16 protein-coding genes are annotated in these 17476 nt (G+C 65.0%); 2 read left to right on the top strand and 14 right to left on the bottom strand.

Features of this window, described 5'->3' with window-relative positions; genetic code table 11:
* The 3 genes from BM382_RS06895 to BM382_RS06885 all read right to left on the bottom strand — a co-directional run.
* Positions 1-563: thiolase family protein (locus BM382_RS06895; RefSeq protein ID WP_275656325.1), on the bottom strand; the 563-nt coding region annotated here is incomplete at its 3' end.
* A gap of 11 nt (positions 564-574) precedes the next feature.
* On the bottom strand, positions 575-1234 hold the full coding sequence (locus BM382_RS06890) for a CoA transferase subunit B (protein WP_011060620.1): 660 nt from the start codon (positions 1232-1234) through the stop codon (positions 575-577).
* 36 nt (positions 1235-1270) lie between these two features.
* Positions 1271-1969, bottom strand: coding sequence for a CoA transferase subunit A (locus BM382_RS06885; RefSeq protein ID WP_011060621.1), 699 nt, complete (start codon positions 1967-1969; stop codon positions 1271-1273).
* Between the two features lie 152 nt (positions 1970-2121).
* Between BM382_RS06885 and BM382_RS06880 the strand changes: the two genes are divergently transcribed.
* Positions 2122-3024 carry a LysR family transcriptional regulator gene (locus BM382_RS06880; protein ID WP_011060622.1) on the top strand — a complete coding sequence of 301 codons (903 nt, stop codon included), beginning with the start codon at positions 2122-2124 and terminating at the stop codon, positions 3022-3024.
* A gap of 3 nt (positions 3025-3027) precedes the next feature.
* On the opposite strand, the gene BM382_RS06875 is transcribed toward BM382_RS06880, so the two are convergent.
* The 4 genes from BM382_RS06875 to BM382_RS06860 all read right to left on the bottom strand — a co-directional run bounded on the left by BM382_RS06875 (position 3028) and on the right by BM382_RS06860 (position 9402).
* On the bottom strand, positions 3028-3870 hold the full coding sequence (locus BM382_RS06875; protein WP_019092914.1) for an NAD-dependent protein deacetylase: 843 nt from the start codon (positions 3868-3870) through the stop codon (positions 3028-3030).
* A 111-nt stretch (positions 3871-3981) separates the two neighbouring features.
* The gene (locus BM382_RS06870; protein ID WP_011060626.1) at positions 3982-5613 is read right to left on the bottom strand and encodes a methyl-accepting chemotaxis protein; all 1632 of its coding nucleotides are present in this window, start codon (positions 5611-5613) and stop codon (positions 3982-3984) included.
* Positions 5614-5825: 212 nt separating this feature from the next.
* The gene (locus BM382_RS06865; RefSeq protein ID WP_072442422.1) at positions 5826-8051 is read right to left on the bottom strand and encodes an LTA synthase family protein; all 2226 of its coding nucleotides are present in this window, start codon (positions 8049-8051) and stop codon (positions 5826-5828) included.
* Between the two features lie 280 nt (positions 8052-8331).
* Positions 8332-9402 carry an AbrB family transcriptional regulator gene (locus tag BM382_RS06860; RefSeq protein WP_072442420.1) on the bottom strand — a complete coding sequence of 357 codons (1071 nt, stop codon included), beginning with the start codon at positions 9400-9402 and terminating at the stop codon, positions 8332-8334.
* Positions 9403-9536: 134 nt separating this feature from the next.
* On the opposite strand from BM382_RS06860, the gene BM382_RS06855 reads away from it, so the two are divergent.
* Complete coding sequence (locus tag BM382_RS06855) at positions 9537-10448, top strand: LysR family transcriptional regulator (protein ID WP_011060629.1); 912 nt, start codon at positions 9537-9539, stop codon at positions 10446-10448.
* A gap of 24 nt (positions 10449-10472) precedes the next feature.
* Here BM382_RS06855 and BM382_RS06850 read toward each other — a convergent pair whose 3' ends face one another.
* The 7 genes from BM382_RS06850 to BM382_RS06820 form a co-directional block, all read right to left on the bottom strand.
* Positions 10473-10913, bottom strand: a complete 441-nt coding sequence (locus BM382_RS06850) for a CBS domain-containing protein (RefSeq protein ID WP_011060630.1) — start codon at positions 10911-10913, stop codon at positions 10473-10475.
* Positions 10914-11082: 169 nt separating this feature from the next.
* On the bottom strand, positions 11083-12252 hold the full coding sequence (gene solA, locus BM382_RS06845) for an N-methyl-L-tryptophan oxidase (protein ID WP_072442418.1): 1170 nt from the start codon (positions 12250-12252) through the stop codon (positions 11083-11085).
* 24 nt (positions 12253-12276) lie between these two features.
* Positions 12277-12801 (bottom strand): DUF2867 domain-containing protein, encoded by a 525-nt coding sequence (locus BM382_RS06840; RefSeq protein ID WP_011060632.1) that lies wholly within the window; start codon positions 12799-12801, stop codon positions 12277-12279.
* 205 nt (positions 12802-13006) lie between these two features.
* Positions 13007-14113, bottom strand: coding sequence for a hypothetical protein (locus BM382_RS06835; RefSeq protein WP_239690402.1), 1107 nt, complete (start codon positions 14111-14113; stop codon positions 13007-13009).
* 341 nt (positions 14114-14454) lie between these two features.
* Positions 14455-15552: a polyamine ABC transporter substrate-binding protein gene (locus tag BM382_RS06830; RefSeq protein ID WP_072442416.1), complete on the bottom strand. Its 1098-nt coding sequence runs from the start codon at positions 15550-15552 to the stop codon at positions 14455-14457.
* Positions 15553-15688: 136 nt separating this feature from the next.
* Positions 15689-16585, bottom strand: coding sequence for an ABC transporter permease subunit (locus BM382_RS06825; protein ID WP_011060635.1), 897 nt, complete (start codon positions 16583-16585; stop codon positions 15689-15691).
* Positions 16582-17463 (bottom strand): ABC transporter permease subunit, encoded by an 882-nt coding sequence (locus tag BM382_RS06820; protein WP_162865010.1) that lies wholly within the window; start codon positions 17461-17463, stop codon positions 16582-16584. Before BM382_RS06820 ends, BM382_RS06825 begins: the two co-directional genes overlap by 4 nt.
* Positions 17464-17476 lie beyond the last annotated feature (13 nt).

Raw genomic sequence — 17476 nt, 5'->3', positions numbered from 1 at the left:
GCTGCGGCTTTGTGTTGGGAAGCGGCGGCGAAGGCGTCCTGGGCTTCACGGCTGATGCCGTATTTCTCCACCAGGTTCTCGGCGGTGATGCCCATGTGGTAGTCGTTGAAGGCGTCCCACAGGCCGTCGCTGATCATGGAGTCGACCATCTGGCTGTGGCCCATGCGCAGGCCGGTGCGGGCGCCGGGCAGCACGTAGTTGGACAGGCTCATGTTTTCCTGGCCGCCGGCGATGATCACCTCGGCATCGCCGCAGCGGATGGCCTGGGCGCCCAGGTGCAGGGCCTTGAGGCCGGAGCCGCAGACCTTGTTCAGGGTCATGGCGGGTACCGCGTGGGGCAGGCCGGCCTTGATCGCGGCCTGGCGGGCGGGGTTCTGCCCGGCGCCGGCGGTGAGCACCTGGCCCATGAGCACTTCGTCGACCTGGGCCGGGTCGATGCCGGTCTGGGCCAGCAATTGGCGGATGACCGCGGCGCCCAGGTCAACGGCGGGAATGTTCGCCAGGGAGCCCTGGAAACTGCCCACGGCGGTGCGGGTGGCGGCAACGATTACGACGTCTTGCATGATGGGGCTCCTCAGGCGAACTGCATTTCAGGCACGTGGTCCGGCACGATCAGCTTGCCGGCGGTCTTGCTGACGATTTCCTCGACGCTGACCCCGGGGGCGCGCTCCTTGAGGATGAAGGCGCCGTTCTCGATCTCCAGGTACGCAAGGTCGGTGAGCACGCGCTTGATGCACTGGGCGCCGGTCAGCGGCAGGCTGCAACGGCTGAGCAATTTGGATTCGCCGTCTTTCGAGGCGTGGGTCATGGTGACGATGATGTTCTCGGCACCGGCCACCAGATCCATGGCGCCGCCCATGCCCTTGACCAGCTTGCCGGGGATCATCCAGGAGGCGATGTTGCCCTGCACGTCCACTTCGAAGGCGCCGAGCACGGTCAGGTCGATATGGCCGCCGCGGATCATCGCGAAGGATTCGGCGGACGAGAAGATCGAGGCGCCGATGCGCGCGGTCACCGTCTGTTTGCCGGCGTTGATCATGTCGGCGTCGACTTCGTCCTCGGTGGGGAAGGCGCCCATGCCCAGGAGGCCGTTTTCCGACTGCAGCATGACTTCCATGCCGTCGGGGATGTAGTTGGCCACCAGGGTCGGGATGCCGATGCCAAGGTTGACGTAGAAGCCGTCCTGCAGTTCGCGGGCGACGCGCTGAGCCATTTGTTCGCGGGTAAGAGCCATGTTTGTTGTCCTTTTAGTCGGGCTGGGGAAGGGCGATCACTTGCGCACGGTGCGCTGTTCTATGCGCTTCTCGAAGGTGCCGCAGATGACCCGGTCGACGTAGATGCCGGGGGTGTGGATCTGCGTCGGGTCCAGCTCGCCCGGTTCGACGATTTCTTCCACTTCGACCACGGTGATCTTGCCGGCGGTGGCCGCCAGGGGGTTGAAGTTCTGCGCGGTGTGGCGGTAGACCACGTTGCCAAAGTGGTCGGCCTTCCAGCCCTTGACGATGGCGAAGTCACCGGTGATGGACTCTTCCATCAGGTAGGTGCGGCCCTTGAATTCGCGGGTTTCCTTGCCGTCGGCCACCGGGGTGCCGACGCCGGTGGCGGTGAAGAAGGCCGGGATCCCGGCGCCGCCGGCGCGCATTTTTTCCGCCAGGGTGCCCTGTGGGGTCAGTACCACTTCGATCTCGCCGCTGAGCAACTGCTTCTCGAACAGGGCGTTTTCACCCACGTAGGAAGCGATCACCTTGCTGATCTGGCGGTCTTCCAGGAGCACGCCCAGGCCGAAACCGTCGACCCCGCAGTTGTTGGACACCACGGTCAGGTCGCGGGTACCGCGGCGCTTGATCTCGGCGATCAGGTTTTCGGGGATACCGCACAGGCCGAAGCCGCCGGCGATCACGGTCATGCCGTCTTGCAGACCTTCCAGGGCTTCCTCGTAGGACGCCACGCGCTTGTCGAAACCTGCCATTTGCACCTTCCTCTTTCTTGTTCGTTGGCGGCTGGCCAGCCGTTTGCGGGCCAGTGTTGCGCTGCGGGATTGATTTGTTAAGTTGATTTTTAAGGTTGATTGATTGGAAAAGCAGCATAATCCAGGGCGGCATACACCCAAGAGAATGGCAGATGACGGTTAAACAGATACGGGCATTTCTGGCCGTGGCCCACAGTTTGAGCTTTGCCCTGGCCTGCGAACGGCTGCACCTGTCGCAGTCGGCCCTGAGCCTGACGATCAAGGCGCTGGAGGAAGGCCTGGGTGGGCGCCTGTTCACGCGCAATACGCGCAATGTGGCCCTGACCCCGGAAGGCGAGGCCCTGCTGCCCCTGGCGCGGCGTCTGATCGCCGACTGGGACAACGCCGAGGACGAACTGCGCCAGCGTTTCAGCCTGCAGCGAGGCCGGGTGACCCTGGCGGCGATGCCGTCCTTTGCCGGCAACCTGCTGCCGCCGATCCTCAAGCACTTTCGGGCCAGATATCCCCAGGTCAACGTCACGGTCAACGACGTGGTCAACGAGCAGGTGCTGGAGATGGTCCGTGATCGCGAGGTGGAGCTGGGGGTGGCGTTCGAGCCCCAGGACAGCACCTCGCTGGTGTTCACCCCGCTGTACATCGACCGCTTTGTCGCCGTGGTGCCCCGGGATTCGCCCCTGGCCCGGCGCAGCGAGATCGACTGGCAGGCGCTGTTGCAGGAGCCCTTCATCACCTTGCAGCGGCCGTCCACGGTGCGGGTGATGCTCGAAGATCACCTGCGGGCACGGGGCGTGCAACTGCCGGTGGAGTTTGAAAGCCACCAGTTGGCGACCGTGGGGCGCATGGTCGCCAGCGGCCTGGGGGTGAGTGCGGTGCCGGCGTTGTGCGCCCAGCAGATGCGCGAGCTGGGCGGGCACTGCCTGACCCTGCACGATCCGGTGGTGGAGCGGGCCATTGGTGTACTGACCAAGCCGGGGGACGAGCTGTCCACCGCGGCCCAGGCGCTGTTCGACATCCTGCGCGAGGAAAACCTCGGCCAGCGCCTGGCGCTACTCTGAGGCTCAACGCAGCAGGCGTTCGGCCAACTGGGGCAGCAACAGGTCACAGGGCTCGCCGAGCTTGAGGTCCAGCAGCTCGTCGGCGCGGGTCTTGCCGAAGTTGATGGCCAGCAGCGGCTTGCCTTGCTCGGCCACGGCGCGGCACAGGCGGAACGCCGAATAGGCCATCAGCGACGAACCCACCACCAGCAGGCCTGCGGCTTCGTGCACGGCGCTCAAGGCCCGGGCAGCGGTGGCCGCGGCCACGTTCTCGCCGAAGAACACCACATCGGGTTTCAATCGCGAGCCATTGCAGTAGGGGCAGTGGGGCACCTGGAAGCGTTCCTCGAAGGCCGGGTCCAGCAGGGTGTCGCCGTCCGGCGCCTGCACCGCGTCAACGCCGGCCAGGTAAGGGTTGTGCGCCTCCAGTTGCTGCTGGATGGCCTCCCGCTGGCTGCGCTGGCCGCAGTCCAGGCACAAGACCCGCTGCAGGCTGCCGTGGAGCTCGATGACCTCCAGGCTGCCGGCCTCGTCGTGCAGGGCATCGACATTCTGAGTGATCACCCCGGCGATCCGGCCTGCGGCCTGCAATTGCGCCAACGCCTGGTGCGCGGCATTCGGCCGGGCCTGGCGAATGCGCGGCCAGCCGAGCATGGCCCGGGCCCAGTAGCGGCGACGGGCTTCGGGCTGGGCGAGGAATTCCTGGTACATCATCGGCTGGCGGCCACGGCGCACGCCCTCGCTGTCGCGGTAGTCGGGGATCCCCGACGGGGTGCTGATACCGGCGCCGGTGAGGACCATGAACGGCTTGCCGTGCATGGCGGCGGCGAGTTGTTCGAGCGGCGGGGCAGTGGGGCGATCGATCATGGGCTGCGCTCGTCTGTAGAGGGGACGGTTATCAGGAATAAACGCAAAACCTTGGGGATGCCAGGGTTTTGCGTCGATGCCTGGGCGGTCGCCCCGGTGAGGGCTCCAGCCCTAGAGCCTGAACACGTTCACCTGCTGCTCCAGGTTTTGCGCCAGTTGCTGCAGGGAGCGGGCGGTCTCGGTGGTTTCCTCCACGGCCTGGCTGTTCTGCTGGGACATCTGGGCAATGCGCTCGACGTTGCGCGCCACATCCTGGCTGGCGGCGGTCTGTTCCCGCAGGGCCAGGGAGATCTGGTCCACCACCCGCACCACATTGCCGGAGGAGGTGCGGATATTGACGATGGCCTCGCCGGCCTGCTGGGCCTGTTCGACGCCGCTTTTCACCTGATTGACTCCGACGTCCATGCTGCTCACCGCTTCCCGGGTGCCCAGCTGGATCTTGTCGACCATCTCGGTGATCTCCTGGGTCGAATTGGCCGTGCGCTGGGCCAGCAGGCGCACTTCATCGGCGACCACGGCAAAGCCACGGCCTTGCTCGCCGGCCCGGGCGGCCTCGATGGCCGCATTGAGGGCCAGCAGGTTGGTCTGCTCGGCAATGCCCTTGATCACACTGACAATGCTGGAGATCTGTTCGGCATGCTGGCCCAGTTCACCGATCTGGGTGGCCGAAGCCTGCACGGTCTCGGCGATCAGGCGCATGCTGCCCAGGGTGTCCTGGATCACGCTGCCGCCTTCCTCGGACTGGCGCCCGGATTCGCTGGACAGGGCATGAGCGTCCCCGGCGTTGTCCGCCACATGGTTGATGCTCACCGTCAGTTCTTCCACCGTGGCGGCCATGGATGAGGCCGAGTGGGACTGTTCCTGGGCCGATGCCGAGAGCTGCAGCGAGGCACTGGAAATGCTCTGGGAGGCGCTCACCAGTTGCTCGGCTCCCAACTTGATCTGGCTGATCATCGACCGCAGGCGTTCCTGCATGGCGGCGAAAGCCTGCTGCAGCTCGCTGACTTCATCGCGCCCCTGGGTGCTGATGCGGTTGTCCAGGTGGCCGGCGGCGATGGCCTCGGCCACTTCCACGGACTGGCGGATGCGTCCGACCAGGTTGCTCGACAGCGACCAGGCAACGAGCATGGCCAGCAGTGCCGCCAGCATGCCGCCGCCGAGCAGGATCGCCAGGGCCGAAGCCTTGGCGTTGTCCATGGCCTGGCTGCGGGCGTCCTGCAGGCTTTTTTCCGCTTCGCGCAACTCATTGGTGAGCTGGCGCATGGCGTCCATCTTGGCCTTGTCGCGGCCGGCGCTGATCTGCTCGGCCATGGCGGTGGCCGGCTGAGTCCCGGCATTGATCGCCCGGCGCAGGGCCAGGTTGCCCTGGATGTCCTCGCGCAGCCACTGGTCGTGCAGGGCCTTGAGTCGCTCCAGGCGCGCCTGCTGCTCGGGGTTGTCGGCGGTGCTGCTCTTGATCCGGGCGTAGTAGTCGGTAAAGGCTTTTTCGCCTTGTTCCAGAGGTTCGAGGAAGCTGTCGCGACCGGTCAGGGCATAACCGCGCATGCCGGTCTCGATATTGATCAGGCTGCGCAAGAGGGCGTCGGACTGGTTCAGCACTTCATGGCTGTGGATGGTGCTTTTGACGCTGCTGCTGACTTGATCGAAGCCGCGCAGGGCCGCCAGCACCAGCAGCAGGAGGATCAGCAGGACGACGCCGAAACCGGCATAGAGCTTTTGCGAAATGCTCAGATTGGAAAACATAGGAAGGACCGCTCCTAAACCGTTGACTGAATGCTTCACAGGGGCGTGCCTCGATGAGGCAGCGTGATAGCTCAATGATGTTTAAATGACATCAACGGTCCGACTTTTCCTGTACAAAAAAAGTTTCATGTACAGGAAAATATTTTTGCGGGGCATGCAGAAGGGCGCGCCGAGCATCGCCCCAAGGGGGGCGGCTCGGCGTGCGGCAGGGGTCAGCTGGAGTGGGCGTTGCTGTCTTCTTCGGGGTCGACGCTTTCGGTCTGCCCCGGCAACTCGGTGATCACGCTGAAGTCGCTGACTTCCACCGCTCCCAGGCCATAGCCCAGCAGGTGGAAGGAGAAGGCCTTGCGGGTTTCCGGGTTGTCGAAGCTGAAGTCCATCTGCAACGGCTGGTCGGGTGTGACCAGCATTTCTTCCGGCAGGCCCAGGGGCACGTCCTGTTCCAGCTCCTTGCCCTTGAGCAGGATGTAGGCGTTTTGCTGCGGGTCGGCGGAGCGCACGGTGAAGCGCACCCGGGTCTGGGAGCCCTTGGGCATTTCCAGGTACTGGGCGCCGATCAGGTTGTCGGCCCAGTCGTCCTTGATCTGCGCCTGCAGCGGGATGATCGCCGGGCTGCCGAACTGGTAGTGCTGGTTCAGCGGCGACTGCAGCAGGCTGCGGTCCAGGTTCGCCGCACGCGCGCTGATCTGCCGGGCCCGCAGGCCGCCGTACTGGCCTTGCAGGCTGGCGCTGTCGGCGATGAAACCGGGGCTGGCGTAGTAGCGGCAGCGCTGTTGGAAGTCGCACTCGGTGAAGGTGCCCTGGCCATCGTGGTAGCGCAGCTTGCCGTTGGTGTAGGACATGATTTCCCGGCCCTGGGCATAGTCGCGCAACAGCGAGCGGCCGCTGAGGCTGGCGGGCACCGGCAGGCCGAAGTAGTCCAGCACCGAGGCGCTGAGGTCGACGTGGCCGTAGGTGCCGGACTTGAGATGGGGCAGCAGGTCCTGGTCCGGGGCGAGCATCAGGTTGAAGCCCCAGGACGAAGCCAGGCGCACGCCGTCGATGCCGTGGGACTCATCGGAGGTAATGATCACCAGGGTGTCCTTGAGCACGCCCTTGCGCTCCAGGCCCGTGAGGAACTGGTCGATGGCGTCGTCCAGGTAGCCCACGGCGGCCTGCTTCGGCGTCTCATAGCGTTCCAGGTAGTCCTCGGGCGCCGAGTAGGGCTGGTGGGTGCCGACGGTCAGCAGGGTGAGCATCCACGGCTTCTTGTTCTTCTTCAGCTGGTCGACGTAGCCCAGGGCGCCTTCGAAGAAGGCCTTGTCGTCCTTGCCCCAGGGGAACTCCAGGTAGTTGTCGTTCTTGAACCACTCCAGGCCGTGGGTCGAATCGAAGCCGATGTGCGGCATGATCTTGTCCTTGGCCATGAAGCGCAGGCCGGCGCCCTGCAGGTAGTGGGTGTTGAAGCCGAACTTGTGCATCTGCGCCGGCAGGCAGGCCTGGTTGCGCTGGCTCTGGGTGAGCATCTCGACGCCCTTGGGGGTGCCGTTGTCGAGCTTGTCGTAGTCGCCGCAGAGCATGGCGTACAGGCCGCGGATGGTCTGGTGGCTGTGCAGCACGTAGTCCGGGGTATTCATGCCGCGCTCGGCCCAGGCGCTGAGCTTGGGCATCAGGTCTTCCTGGTAGCGGCTGTTCAGGGCTTCGCGGTTGGTGCGGATATAGGCACCGGGAATGCCTTCGAGGGTGATCAGCAGCACGTTGCGCGCGCGGCCAGCGCTGGGCAGCAGCGGCTGGCCTTCCAGGTCCAGGCGGGTGAGCCCGGCCATGGGCGGTGGGACATCGGCGACGTCGCCTTGCAGCCAGTCCTCCACCTGCATCTGCGCCTGGCCGGTGGCGGTGGCCAGGGCCTGGTGGGGCAGGTTGAACAGTTGCCACTGGTCGGCTTCGCTGGGCTTGAGGTACTGGATGCCGCCGTGGGCCACCAGCAACAGCACCGGCAGGCTCCAGCTATGGCGCGGCAGTGCCGGGGGGCGCACCCCGCGGTGGGCGCGCTGGACCACCAGCCACAGCACCAGCCCCAGCAACAGCGCCAGGCCCAGGTCCGGGTGGGTCAGCCCGCCGCCGGTGGAGTTGCCGACAAACTGCGGATCCACCAGGTAGTGCAGGTCGGCGAGGTTGGGCATGCGCCCCACGGCGCTTACCAGCTCGGCGCTGACCAGGGTCAGCAGGGCCCAGACCAGCAGCACCGGCAGCGCCAGCCACCAGGGCCGGCGGTACAGGAGTACGGTCAGCAGGCTGGCGCTGGCCAGGTCCGACAGATAGCCCAGCGGGTTGGACCAGCCCAGGGCCAGGCGCGCGCCCATGGGCAGCAGCAACAGCAGGCCGAACAGGGCGCACAGGGGTGCAAGAGGGTGTTTTAGGCAACGACGGATCAACTTCACAAATAACCTGCCTGTCATCAAATCTTCACGCAAATGTGCGCGATCTTAACAAGAGCTGACGGCAAGACGTTTCTTAATCGTCAAGGAAAGACCTGGGGACAGGCTTTGCGAATCGCCCCCAAGAGGCGGTGGAATCCGTGCAAAGCCCCAGCCTGGAAGGCTGGCGGCGAACAGGGGCAGGTTTCACACCGCTTGGATTTACTATTTCAGGTTGTTAAAAAAATGTGCCTTGGGTGCTGATGCCGATCAATCAAGGGCAAGCACTGTAAGGGGGGGGCAGGGGAGCTTGCTCCGGCACCTATCGCGACCACTTGATGATCAGCCGGGCGAAAAACGCGCCGCTGACAATCACCGCGAACAGGCGCAGGGTCTGCATCGCCAGCACCAGGCCGACATCCGAATGGGTGTCCACCGCGATGATCGCCATGGTGTCCAGGCCGCCGGGGCTGGTGGCCAGGTAGACCGAGAGAAAGTCCTTGCCCATCCACAGGGCCAGCCCCCAGGCAGAGAGGGCACAGAGGGCGATCAGTAGCAGGGCGCCGCCGATCATCGCCGGCAGGTGGCCGAACACATAGCTCAGAGTCGGGCGGTCGAAGCGCAGGCCGATATAGCCGCCGATGGCGCCGTAGGCGCAGGCCAGCAGCCAGGACGGCAGGCTGATCTGCAACAGCCCGCTGACCTGCAGCGCGCCGCCCAGCAGCAGCGGCACCAGCAGGGCCCCGGCAGGCACCCGCGAACCCAGGAGCACACCGCAGACGATCGCCACGATGCTCAGGCCAACATTCGGCAGGCTCATGCCGTGCAGGGCCATCTGGCTGGCGTGGGCCTCGCTGCCGCTGGCCGGAGCGCCGATCCAGTGGCTGACCAGGGCCCCGACCATCACCACGCACACCACCCGCACGTACTGCATGGTGGCCACCACCCGTGAGTCGGCGCCGAACTCGTCGGCCATCGACACCATGGCCGAGGCCGCACCGGGCGCCGTGCCCCAGGCCGCGGTGCTGGCGGCAATCGCGCCGAAGCGCACCAGCACCAGGCCCACCAGGGCGCTGAGGCTGACGGTGAGCAGGGTGGCCACCAGCATCACGTGCCAGGACTGGAGCATGGCCGTGAGCACGGCGAGGGTCATGGAGTGGGCGGCGAGCATGCCCACCGAGCCCTGGCCCAGGCGAAACGCCAGGCGCGGCACGCGGATGCTGGCACCGCACACGCCAAACAGGATCGCCGTGAGCATCGGCCCGAGAAACTGCCCGGCGGGAATCTCCAGGTACTTGAGCAACTGGCCGCTGATGCCGGCCAGCAACAGCCAGGCCGGCCATTGCAGCGCCTGGGGCCAGGTATTCAGGGATAGACGAAGCGATGGCGACAAGGGACGACTCTCCAAGACGCTGGCCACTCCTGTTGCGGGAGCGGTAAAACCTGCGCCGGAGCAAATTATTGATAGCGCGATTGATCAAGTCCAGTTTCTAATTGTGATCAACTCATAACTATTGTTGATCGATCATGGACCTGCGCGACCTGACCTATTTCGACACCATCGCCGAGCTCGGCCACCTGGGCCGGGCGGCGCAGAAGCTCAACCGCAGCCAGCCGGCGCTGACCAAGAGCATCCAGCGCCTGGAGGAGTCCTTCGGCACCAAGCTGTTCGAGCGTGAAGGCCGCGGCATCAAGCTCACCGCCGTGGGTGAGTTGCTGCAGCGGCGCAGCCGGCAACTGCAGCAGAACATCGCCGAGACCCACCGCGAGGTGCGGGACTTCGCCAGCGGCGTGCTCGGCAACATCCGCCTGGGCTGTGCCGCCAGCATGGCCGAACACCTGCTGCCGCAGATGACCGCCACTTTGCTGGAGCGGGCCCCGGACATCACCTTGAACCTGGTGATCGGCCAGGACGACCTGTTGCGCGAGTCCCTGCGCTCCGGGCGCCTGGACATGGTCATCTGCCCGATGTTCGAAGGCGACCCGCACCTGAGCCACCACACCCTGTTCGAAGACCGGGCGGTGGTGGTGGCCAGCCGCGACCACCCGATATTCGCCACGCCCATGCGCCTGCGCGACTTGTGCGCCTACCGCTGGGTGCTGCCGGGCACCCGGGTGTCGGCGCGACGCTGGATCGACAACGTGTTCCAGAGCCATGAACTGCCGCTGCCCTCGGTGCAGATAGAGACCAACACCATCTCCCTGTTGCCGCGGCTGATCGCCAAGACCGGGCTGCTGAGTTTTCTGGCCCGGGAAACCCTGGACGACTTCAAGGGCATCGCCCACCTGCGGGAAGTGCCCCTGGCGCAAACCTGCATGCGCCGCAGCATCGTGGTGCTGGTACGCGCCGAAGGCTACCTGTCGCCCGCAGCCCAGGCCCTGCTGGATCTGCTCAAGAGCGATGGGCGGCAATTCTTCACGGCGGGTGACGCCCTGTGAGCCAGGGCGGCGCAGGGCCTGGGGTCATTCGCCGCGGATGTACTGCTCCAGCTGGCGGATCAGGTCGGCCTGTTCGGCGATTGCTTCCTTGACCAGGTCGCCGATGGACAGCAGGCCCAGCAACTGGCCGTTTTCCACCACCGGCAGGTGGCGCAGGTGGCTGTCGGTCATGATGTTCATGCAGGTGTCCACGCTCTGGTGCGAGTCCACGGTGATTACCGGCGAGCTCATGATCGCGCTGACCGGGGTGCCCACCGAGGAGCGCCCGTGGAGCACCAGCTTGCGCGCGTAGTCGCGCTCGCTGATGACCCCGACCACCACGCCATTCTCCAGCACCGGCAAGGCGCCGACGTTTTTCTCGGCCATCACCATCAGCGCCTCCAGGACCATCTGGTGCGGGGCGATGGTGTGCACTTGCTGGTTGTGCTTGGCCTTGAGTTTCAGCAGTTCTGCGACGCTCTTCATGGGGCGCTCCGGTTGTTCTACGTGGGGCGGCGATGCGCCGCCCTGAGGGGTTTCTAAAGAATCGTAGAGACTCGGCCAACCAGCAAGGCTGAAAACGGCAGATAAACGGCGAAAAACGTCACCCCGAGGATTTTTTTTCACCACGGCCCCGATAAAGGGGCCGTTGCCGTCAGTTGAAGCGGTGCAGAGAAAAACTTTCCAGGTCGATTTCGCTGCAGCCGTCCACGTGCTGCTGGGCCAGGGCTTCGCCAATCGCCGCCGAATGCTTGAAGCCATGGCCGGAACAGGCGCTGACCACGGTGACATTGGCCAGGCGCGGGTGGCGGTCGATGATGAACCCCGAATCCGGGGTCACGGTGTAGGCACAGACACTGGCCTTCACCAACTCGGGGGCCAACCCGGCGATATGGGGTGCGATCAGCTTGTGGAACAGGCGCTGGGCGTCGGCGCTGCTGGGCTGGCGGTCGAGGCTGTCCGGCTGGCTGCTGGCGCTGTACTGCTCGGTGGCGATCTTCACGCTGCCTTCGCCGGGAATCGGCGGGAAGCCGTAGCAGGCGTCCACGTCATCGGCGCTGTGGAGAATGAAGCTCGGGGAGCGGGCCGGGTAGCGCTCGGGCTCATCCAGGCGGAACCAGTACAGCTGCTGACGGCACACCTGCAACAGCGAATCGAAGGGCGCCCCCAGCAACTGCGCCGACCACATGCCGGCGCTGACGATGACCTGTCGGGCAAACAGCCGCGAGCCGTCGCTGATGATGTGCACCCCGTCATCCTGGGCGTCCAGCTCCAGCACTGTCTGGCCGGTGATCAGGGTTGCCCCCAGTTGCCGGGCCCGGGTCAGTTGCGCATCGATGCAGCGTTCCGGGCGGACAAAGCCGCCGCCGGGTTCGAAGTAGCCCCGGGCGCTGTCATCCAGCGGGGCGAACTGCGGGAAGCGCCGGCGGATCTCGGCGGCGTCCAGCTCCTGGTGCTCGATGCCATAGCGCCGGGCCAGCTCGATGCTGTTGTCGGTGAAGTCCCGGGCCCCTGCCGGGCGCTGCGGGTCGGTGCTGGCGGTCATCACCAGCACCCCGCATTGCTCGAACAACTGCACATCCAGCTCCGCCTCCAGTTCGCGCCAGATCTGCTGCGAGCGGATCGCCAGGGGCACATAGGCCGCCCCTTCGCCCACCGCCTGGCGGGTGATGCGGGTGTCGCCGTGGCTGGAACCCAGGTCGTGGGGCGGGGCGAAGCGGTCGATGCCCGCCACCCTTACCCCGCGCTTGGCCAGTTGATAGAGGGTGGCGGCGCCCATGGCGCCCAGGCCTACGACTACAACATCGAAATCCGGTGTGTGCACGGCAAGATCCTTGGGATGGAAGGCTCAGCAGTTATTGATAGTGGCCAGGGTCATGGGCGCGATGATCCGGTGGAACGGCGCCACCGGCAGCATGTACAGGCGCCCCAGGCGGTTGTGCGGGTGGACCACGGTGGACAGCACCACCGGGCGCCGGCCCTCGGCGTCCAGCGGCAGGCGGTTGAGCGACAGGTGCACGTCCAGGTGCTTGTCGCGGTCCACCACCAGCACCTCGTCGGGGCTCTGGGAAATCAGGGTGAAGATACCCACCCGGTCGCCGGGCTGGTAATCCTCGTCGGGGCGCGACAGGTCGATGCGGGTCAGGCGCCCCAGGTCCTTGAGGCCGAACAGCTGCACCACGCGGTTGCGCAGGCCCATCAGGCGGTCGATCCAGGCCGGGGTCTGGCTCATCAGGCACAGCAGGTGACGCATGGCGCTGCGTTCGGGGTCCTCGGCCAGGGTGCGGCGGCAGTCGATGAAGGTGGCACCCGGGGCCAGGGCCGCGATGCTGGAGTCATGGGGCAACGGGCAAGGGTGTACGGCAGACTTCATCGGTGCAGCTCCCTGAAAGTTGGCGGCCTTGGCTTCATGCCGATCAGCCACGCCAGAAGCCGCAAAAAATACCACTTCCTGAGGCGAGGAACCTGCTGTTGTGTAGCGGCCAGTTGCCGCTGGGCAATGGCCGCGCCGGGATTCGGCTGTTATCAGCCCGAAGGGGGCCGGTGCGAGCAGGAGCCCTCGGGACCCGCCGGGCTGCTCAGTCCTGGTCCGCGCTCTTGTGTTCCAGCCAGCCAATGCTCTGCTTGCCATAGCCGGTGCTGTCCAGCAGGCGCCGGGCATCGAACCATTGCTGGCCCTCGTGGTTCTGCCATTGCTCGCCCCAGCTGTTGAGCACCTTGAGCCCTTCCTGGCACTGGCCCTGGGGCGTACACAGACGGGCATGTGCGTAGGCCACCAGGCTGTGCCGGTACTGCTCGGGGCATTTTTTCTGCTTGGCGCCGCGATACAGGCAGACGTTGGCAATGATCACCGGGTTGTCGGCATCGATCGCCTGTTTCAGCGCCGGGTACAGGCCAGCGAAGTTGTTCTGCGCGGCCGTTTCCGGCAGGGCGCGGATCTGCAGCTTGTCCTGGAGTTCGAAGAGTGCCCGGCGGCTCAGGCGCCGGCATTCGGGGGGGATGATGATGGCCGAGAAAAAACCGCCGAAGTGCGGCTTGCCCAGGGCCTGGGCGATGCCCCGGGGATCGCGGGTGGTGGCGTAGATGGCCTGGAGTTCGGCCACCTGCGTCGCGCTGGCGACACACTCGGCACAGGGGGCCTTGAGCCGGTTCTGTTGATAGAAGTCCTCCAGCGCTTTGAGTACTGCGCGCTGGGCCTTGACGTCCTCGGCGCTGATGGCGCCGCTGGGCACGAACTTGTCCTTGAACAGTTTCTCTTCGGAAAAGCACGCCTGGGACACCACGGAGCCCACCATCAGGGCCGCGGTTTCCAGGGTGTAGAGCGGGTCACCGCCCTCGTCGATGTCCTCGTAGGAGGCGACGCTGTCTACCTCGCCCGTGGGTTTGCGGCCAAAGCGCGCCATGTCCAGGGGCGCCGCCAGCTGGTTCTTGTCGATGCGGGTGCAGTCTTCCTTGGCCGCCTGGCACTGGTAATAGTTGAATACCGCCGCCGCGCTGTGGCTGAAGCACAGGCCCAGGCCCTGTTGCGAGGTCGCCAGCGGCATGTTGCCGATGGAGTGTTCGCTGCCCGGCGCCGGCTTGGCCGTAGAGGGCAGGGCCACCAGCGCCAGCACCGGTGGTGCGGCGCTGGCGTACAGCGGGAACAAGGCAGAAGCCAGCAAGAGCGCACGTAAGGTTGCATGCATGTCGAAGGACCTGTGGCGGTCATTGTACGAAGTGGGAGGGGAGCCGTGTCGGCTGAATCTAGCCAAAGTAATGGCTGTCTGCCAGCTGTAGTCGCTGCCGAGCGTTAGCGAGGCTGCGAAAGGGGCCGCAGGACCCTCTGTTGCCGGGATCGCCTATGTCGCTCCAGCCATTCGCGCCTGCGCCAGCGGCTGCAGGGAACGCAAAAAAGGCGCCCGAAGGCGCCAAGGATTCACCCCAACCGAGGGAGCCGGGTGAAGCCGTTCGCAGGAGTGTCGCGGTGGTAAGGCGCGACGTGAACGGAAAAAGGCGAGCGGTGCCCGCCAGCGGCGGGCAGCTTGAGTCATTTGCCCAGCTTGATCCTGGTCCAGCCGCGGTTCATCACGCGCTGGATGGCGATCGGCTGGTCCGGTACTGCGTAGAGGGTGGCCAGTACGGCCTGGGGCGGGTAGGACGCCGGGTCGTTGCGGATCGCTTCGTCCACCAGCGGCGTGGCCGCCGCGTTGGCGTTGCTGTAGCCCAGGCTGTTGGTGACCTCGGCGATGATGTCCGCGCGCATCAGGAAATTCATGAACAGGTAGGCGTTGTCGACGTTGGTGGCGTCCTTGGGGATGGCCATCATGTCGTAGAAGCTGCCGGCGCCTTCCTTGGGAATGCTGAACGCGACCTTCTCCTTGTTGCCGGCCTCTTCGGCGCGGGAACGGGCCTGCAGCACGTCGCCGGAATAACCCACGGCCACGCAGATGTTGCCGTTGGCCAGGTCCGAGATGTACTTGGAGGAGTGGAAGTAGGTCACCGAAGGACGGATCTTCATGAACAGGGCTTCGGCTTCGAGGATCTGCGCCTTGTCCTTGCTGGTCACCGGGTAGCCCAGGTAGTGCAGGGCGGCGGGGAGCATCTCGGTGGGCGAGTCGAGGAAGCTGATGCCGCAGGCCTTGAGCTTCTCGGCGTTCTCCGGCTTGAACAGCAGGTCCCAGGAGTTGGTCGGGGCGTCGGCGCCCAGGGCCGCCCTGACCTTGTCCGGGTTGTAGCCAATGCCGATCGAACCCCACATGTAGGGAAAGGCATGGGCGTTGTCCGGGTCGCTGGCGGAGGCGTTTTTCAGCAGCACCGGGTTGAGGTTCTTCCAGTTGGGCAAGCGGGACTTGTCCAGTTCCTGGTAGACCCCGGCCTTGATCTGCTTGGCCAGGAAGCTGTTGGACGGCACCACGATGTCGTAGCCGGACTTGCCGGTGAGCAGGCGCGCTTCCAGGGTTTCGTTGCTGTCGAAGACGTCGTAGGTGACGTGGATGCCGGTCTCGGCCTCGAACTTCTTCAGGGTGTCCGGGGCGATGTAGTCCGACCAGTTGTAGACGCGCAGCACTTTGTCGTTGGCTTGAGCGCCGGTAACCATTGCGCCCATCAAGGACAGTGAGAGCAGAGTCCTGCCAAGCATTTTCATCACTACAACTCCATTTCTTATTGTGCAGATTGCTGCGTGTGCAACTCGAGGGTTCGGGGTGAGCCTTTTTCGCCAGCAAGCTGGCTCCTACAGGTTTGGGTTATCCGTAGGAGCCTGCTTGCTGGCGAAGAGGCGATTAGGCCGTCGCAGGTGTTCGTACCGCAGGTTTTTTCGCTGCCGGTGGCTGCCAGGATTCGTTGGCGGTGAAGTCCATGGCCTCCTGGATCGCCCGCTTGCGGGCCGCTTCGGCGCGACGGCCGAAGTACCAGACCAGGAAGGTCACCAGGGACACCGCCAGCAGGATCAGGCTGGCCACGGCGTTGATCTCCGGCTTGACCCCCAGGCGCACCGCCGAGAACACTTCCATCGGCAAGGTGGTGGAACCCGGGCCGGAGACGAAGCTGGCCAGTACCAGGTCATCCAGGGACAGGGCGAAGGACATCATGCCGCCGGCCGCCAGTGACGGCGCGATCATCGGGATGGTGATCAGGAAGAACACCTTGAACGGTCGCGCTCCCAGGTCCATGGCTGCTTCTTCGATGGACAGGTCCAGCTCCCGCAGGCGCGCGGAGACTACCACGGCTACATAGGCTGCGCAGAATGTGGTGTGGGCGATCCAGATGGTGACGATGCCCCGTTCCATGGGCCAGCCGATCAATTGCGCCATGGCCACGAACAGCAGCAGCAAGGACAGGCCGGTGATCACTTCCGGCATCACCAGCGGCGCGGTGACCAGGCCGCCGAACAGCGTGCGGCCCTTGAAACGGGTGACCCGGGTCAGCACGAAGGCCGCCAGGGTGCCCAGGGCCACCGCGGCAATGGCGGTGTAGCAGGCGATCTCCAGGGAGCGCATTACCGAGCCCATCAGTTGCTGGTTGTCCAGCAGGCCGACGTACCACTTGATCGACCAGCCGCCCCACACTGTCACCAGCTTGGAGGCGTTGAACGAGTAGATCACCAGGATCAGCATCGGCAGGTAGATGAACAGCAGGCCCAGCACCAGCATCAGTTTGGAAAATTCGAAGCGTTTCATGCCCGTGCCTCCATCTCTTTGGCCTGGCTGCGGTTGAACAGCAAGATCGGGATAATCAGGATCGCCAGCATCACCACCGCCAGGGCGGAGGCCACCGGCCAGTCACGGTTGTTGAAGAACTCCTGCCACAGCACGCGGCCGATCATCAGGGTTTCCGGGCCGCCCAAGAGTTCCGGAATCACGAACTCGCCCACCACCGGAATGAACACCAGCATGCAGCCGGCAATGATGCCGTTCTTGGCCAGGGGCACGGTGATTTTCCAGAAGTTGTTGAAGTTGCTCGAACCCAGGTCGGATGCGGCTTCCAGCAGGCTCTGGTCATGCTTGACCAGGTTGGCGTACAGCGGCAGCACCATGAACGGCAGGTAGGCGTAGACCACGCCTATATAGACGGCGGTGTTGGTGTTGAGGATTTCCAGCGGCTGGCTGATCAGCCCGGTCCACATCAGGAAGCTGTTGAGCAGGCCGTTGTTGCTGAGGATGCCCATCCAGGCGTAGACGCGGATCAGGATCGCGGTCCAGGTCGGCATCATGATCAGCAGCAGCAAGACGTTCTGCGCCTCCTTGCTGGCCTTGGAGATGGCATAGGCCATGGGGAAACCCACCACCAGGCACATCAGGGTGCTCAGCAGGGCCACCTTCAGCGAACCCAGGTAGGCCGAGAAATACAGCTCGTCGCCGGCCAACATGGCGTAGTTGCCGAGGTTCAGCAGCAGCTGGAATTTCTGTTCGGCGTAGCTGTAGATCTCCGAGTAGGGCGGAATCGCCAGGGCCGCTTCCGAGAAGCTGATCTTCATCACCAGGAAGAACGGCAGCATGAAGAACAGGAACAGCCAGAGGAAAGGAATGCCGATCACCAGCTTGCGACCGCTGGGCAGCATACGGAACAGC

The organism is Pseudomonas sp. NFPP25 (assembly GCF_900116505.1).
GTDB lineage: Bacteria > Pseudomonadota > Gammaproteobacteria > Pseudomonadales > Pseudomonadaceae > Aquipseudomonas > Aquipseudomonas protegens.
Note: the sequence above shows the minus strand (reverse complement) of the source record. Positions and strands in the feature narration are given on the sequence as shown.

Excerpts from the sequence above, each read along its gene's own strand:
- BM382_RS06890 (WP_011060620.1), bottom strand. The coding sequence starts at position 1,234 with ATGGCTCTTACCCGCGAACAAATGGCTCAGCGCGTCGCCCGCGAACTG.
- BM382_RS06885 (WP_011060621.1), bottom strand. The coding sequence starts at position 1,969 with ATGGCAGGTTTCGACAAGCGCGTGGCGTCCTACGAGGAAGCCCTGGAA.
- BM382_RS06880 (WP_011060622.1), top strand. The coding sequence starts at position 2,122 with ATGACGGTTAAACAGATACGGGCATTTCTGGCCGTGGCCCACAGTTTG.
- BM382_RS06875 (WP_019092914.1), bottom strand. The coding sequence starts at position 3,870 with ATGATCGATCGCCCCACTGCCCCGCCGCTCGAACAACTCGCCGCCGCC.
- BM382_RS06870 (WP_011060626.1), bottom strand. The coding sequence starts at position 5,613 with ATGTTTTCCAATCTGAGCATTTCGCAAAAGCTCTATGCCGGTTTCGGC.
- BM382_RS06865 (WP_072442422.1), bottom strand. The coding sequence starts at position 8,051 with ATGACAGGCAGGTTATTTGTGAAGTTGATCCGTCGTTGCCTAAAACAC.
- BM382_RS06855 (WP_011060629.1), top strand. The coding sequence starts at position 9,537 with ATGGACCTGCGCGACCTGACCTATTTCGACACCATCGCCGAGCTCGGC.
- BM382_RS06850 (WP_011060630.1), bottom strand. The coding sequence starts at position 10,913 with ATGAAGAGCGTCGCAGAACTGCTGAAACTCAAGGCCAAGCACAACCAG.
- BM382_RS06840 (WP_011060632.1), bottom strand. The coding sequence starts at position 12,801 with ATGAAGTCTGCCGTACACCCTTGCCCGTTGCCCCATGACTCCAGCATC.
- BM382_RS06835 (WP_239690402.1), bottom strand. The coding sequence starts at position 14,113 with ATGCATGCAACCTTACGTGCGCTCTTGCTGGCTTCTGCCTTGTTCCCG.
- BM382_RS06830 (WP_072442416.1), bottom strand. The coding sequence starts at position 15,552 with ATGAAAATGCTTGGCAGGACTCTGCTCTCACTGTCCTTGATGGGCGCA.
- BM382_RS06825 (WP_011060635.1), bottom strand. The coding sequence starts at position 16,585 with ATGAAACGCTTCGAATTTTCCAAACTGATGCTGGTGCTGGGCCTGCTG.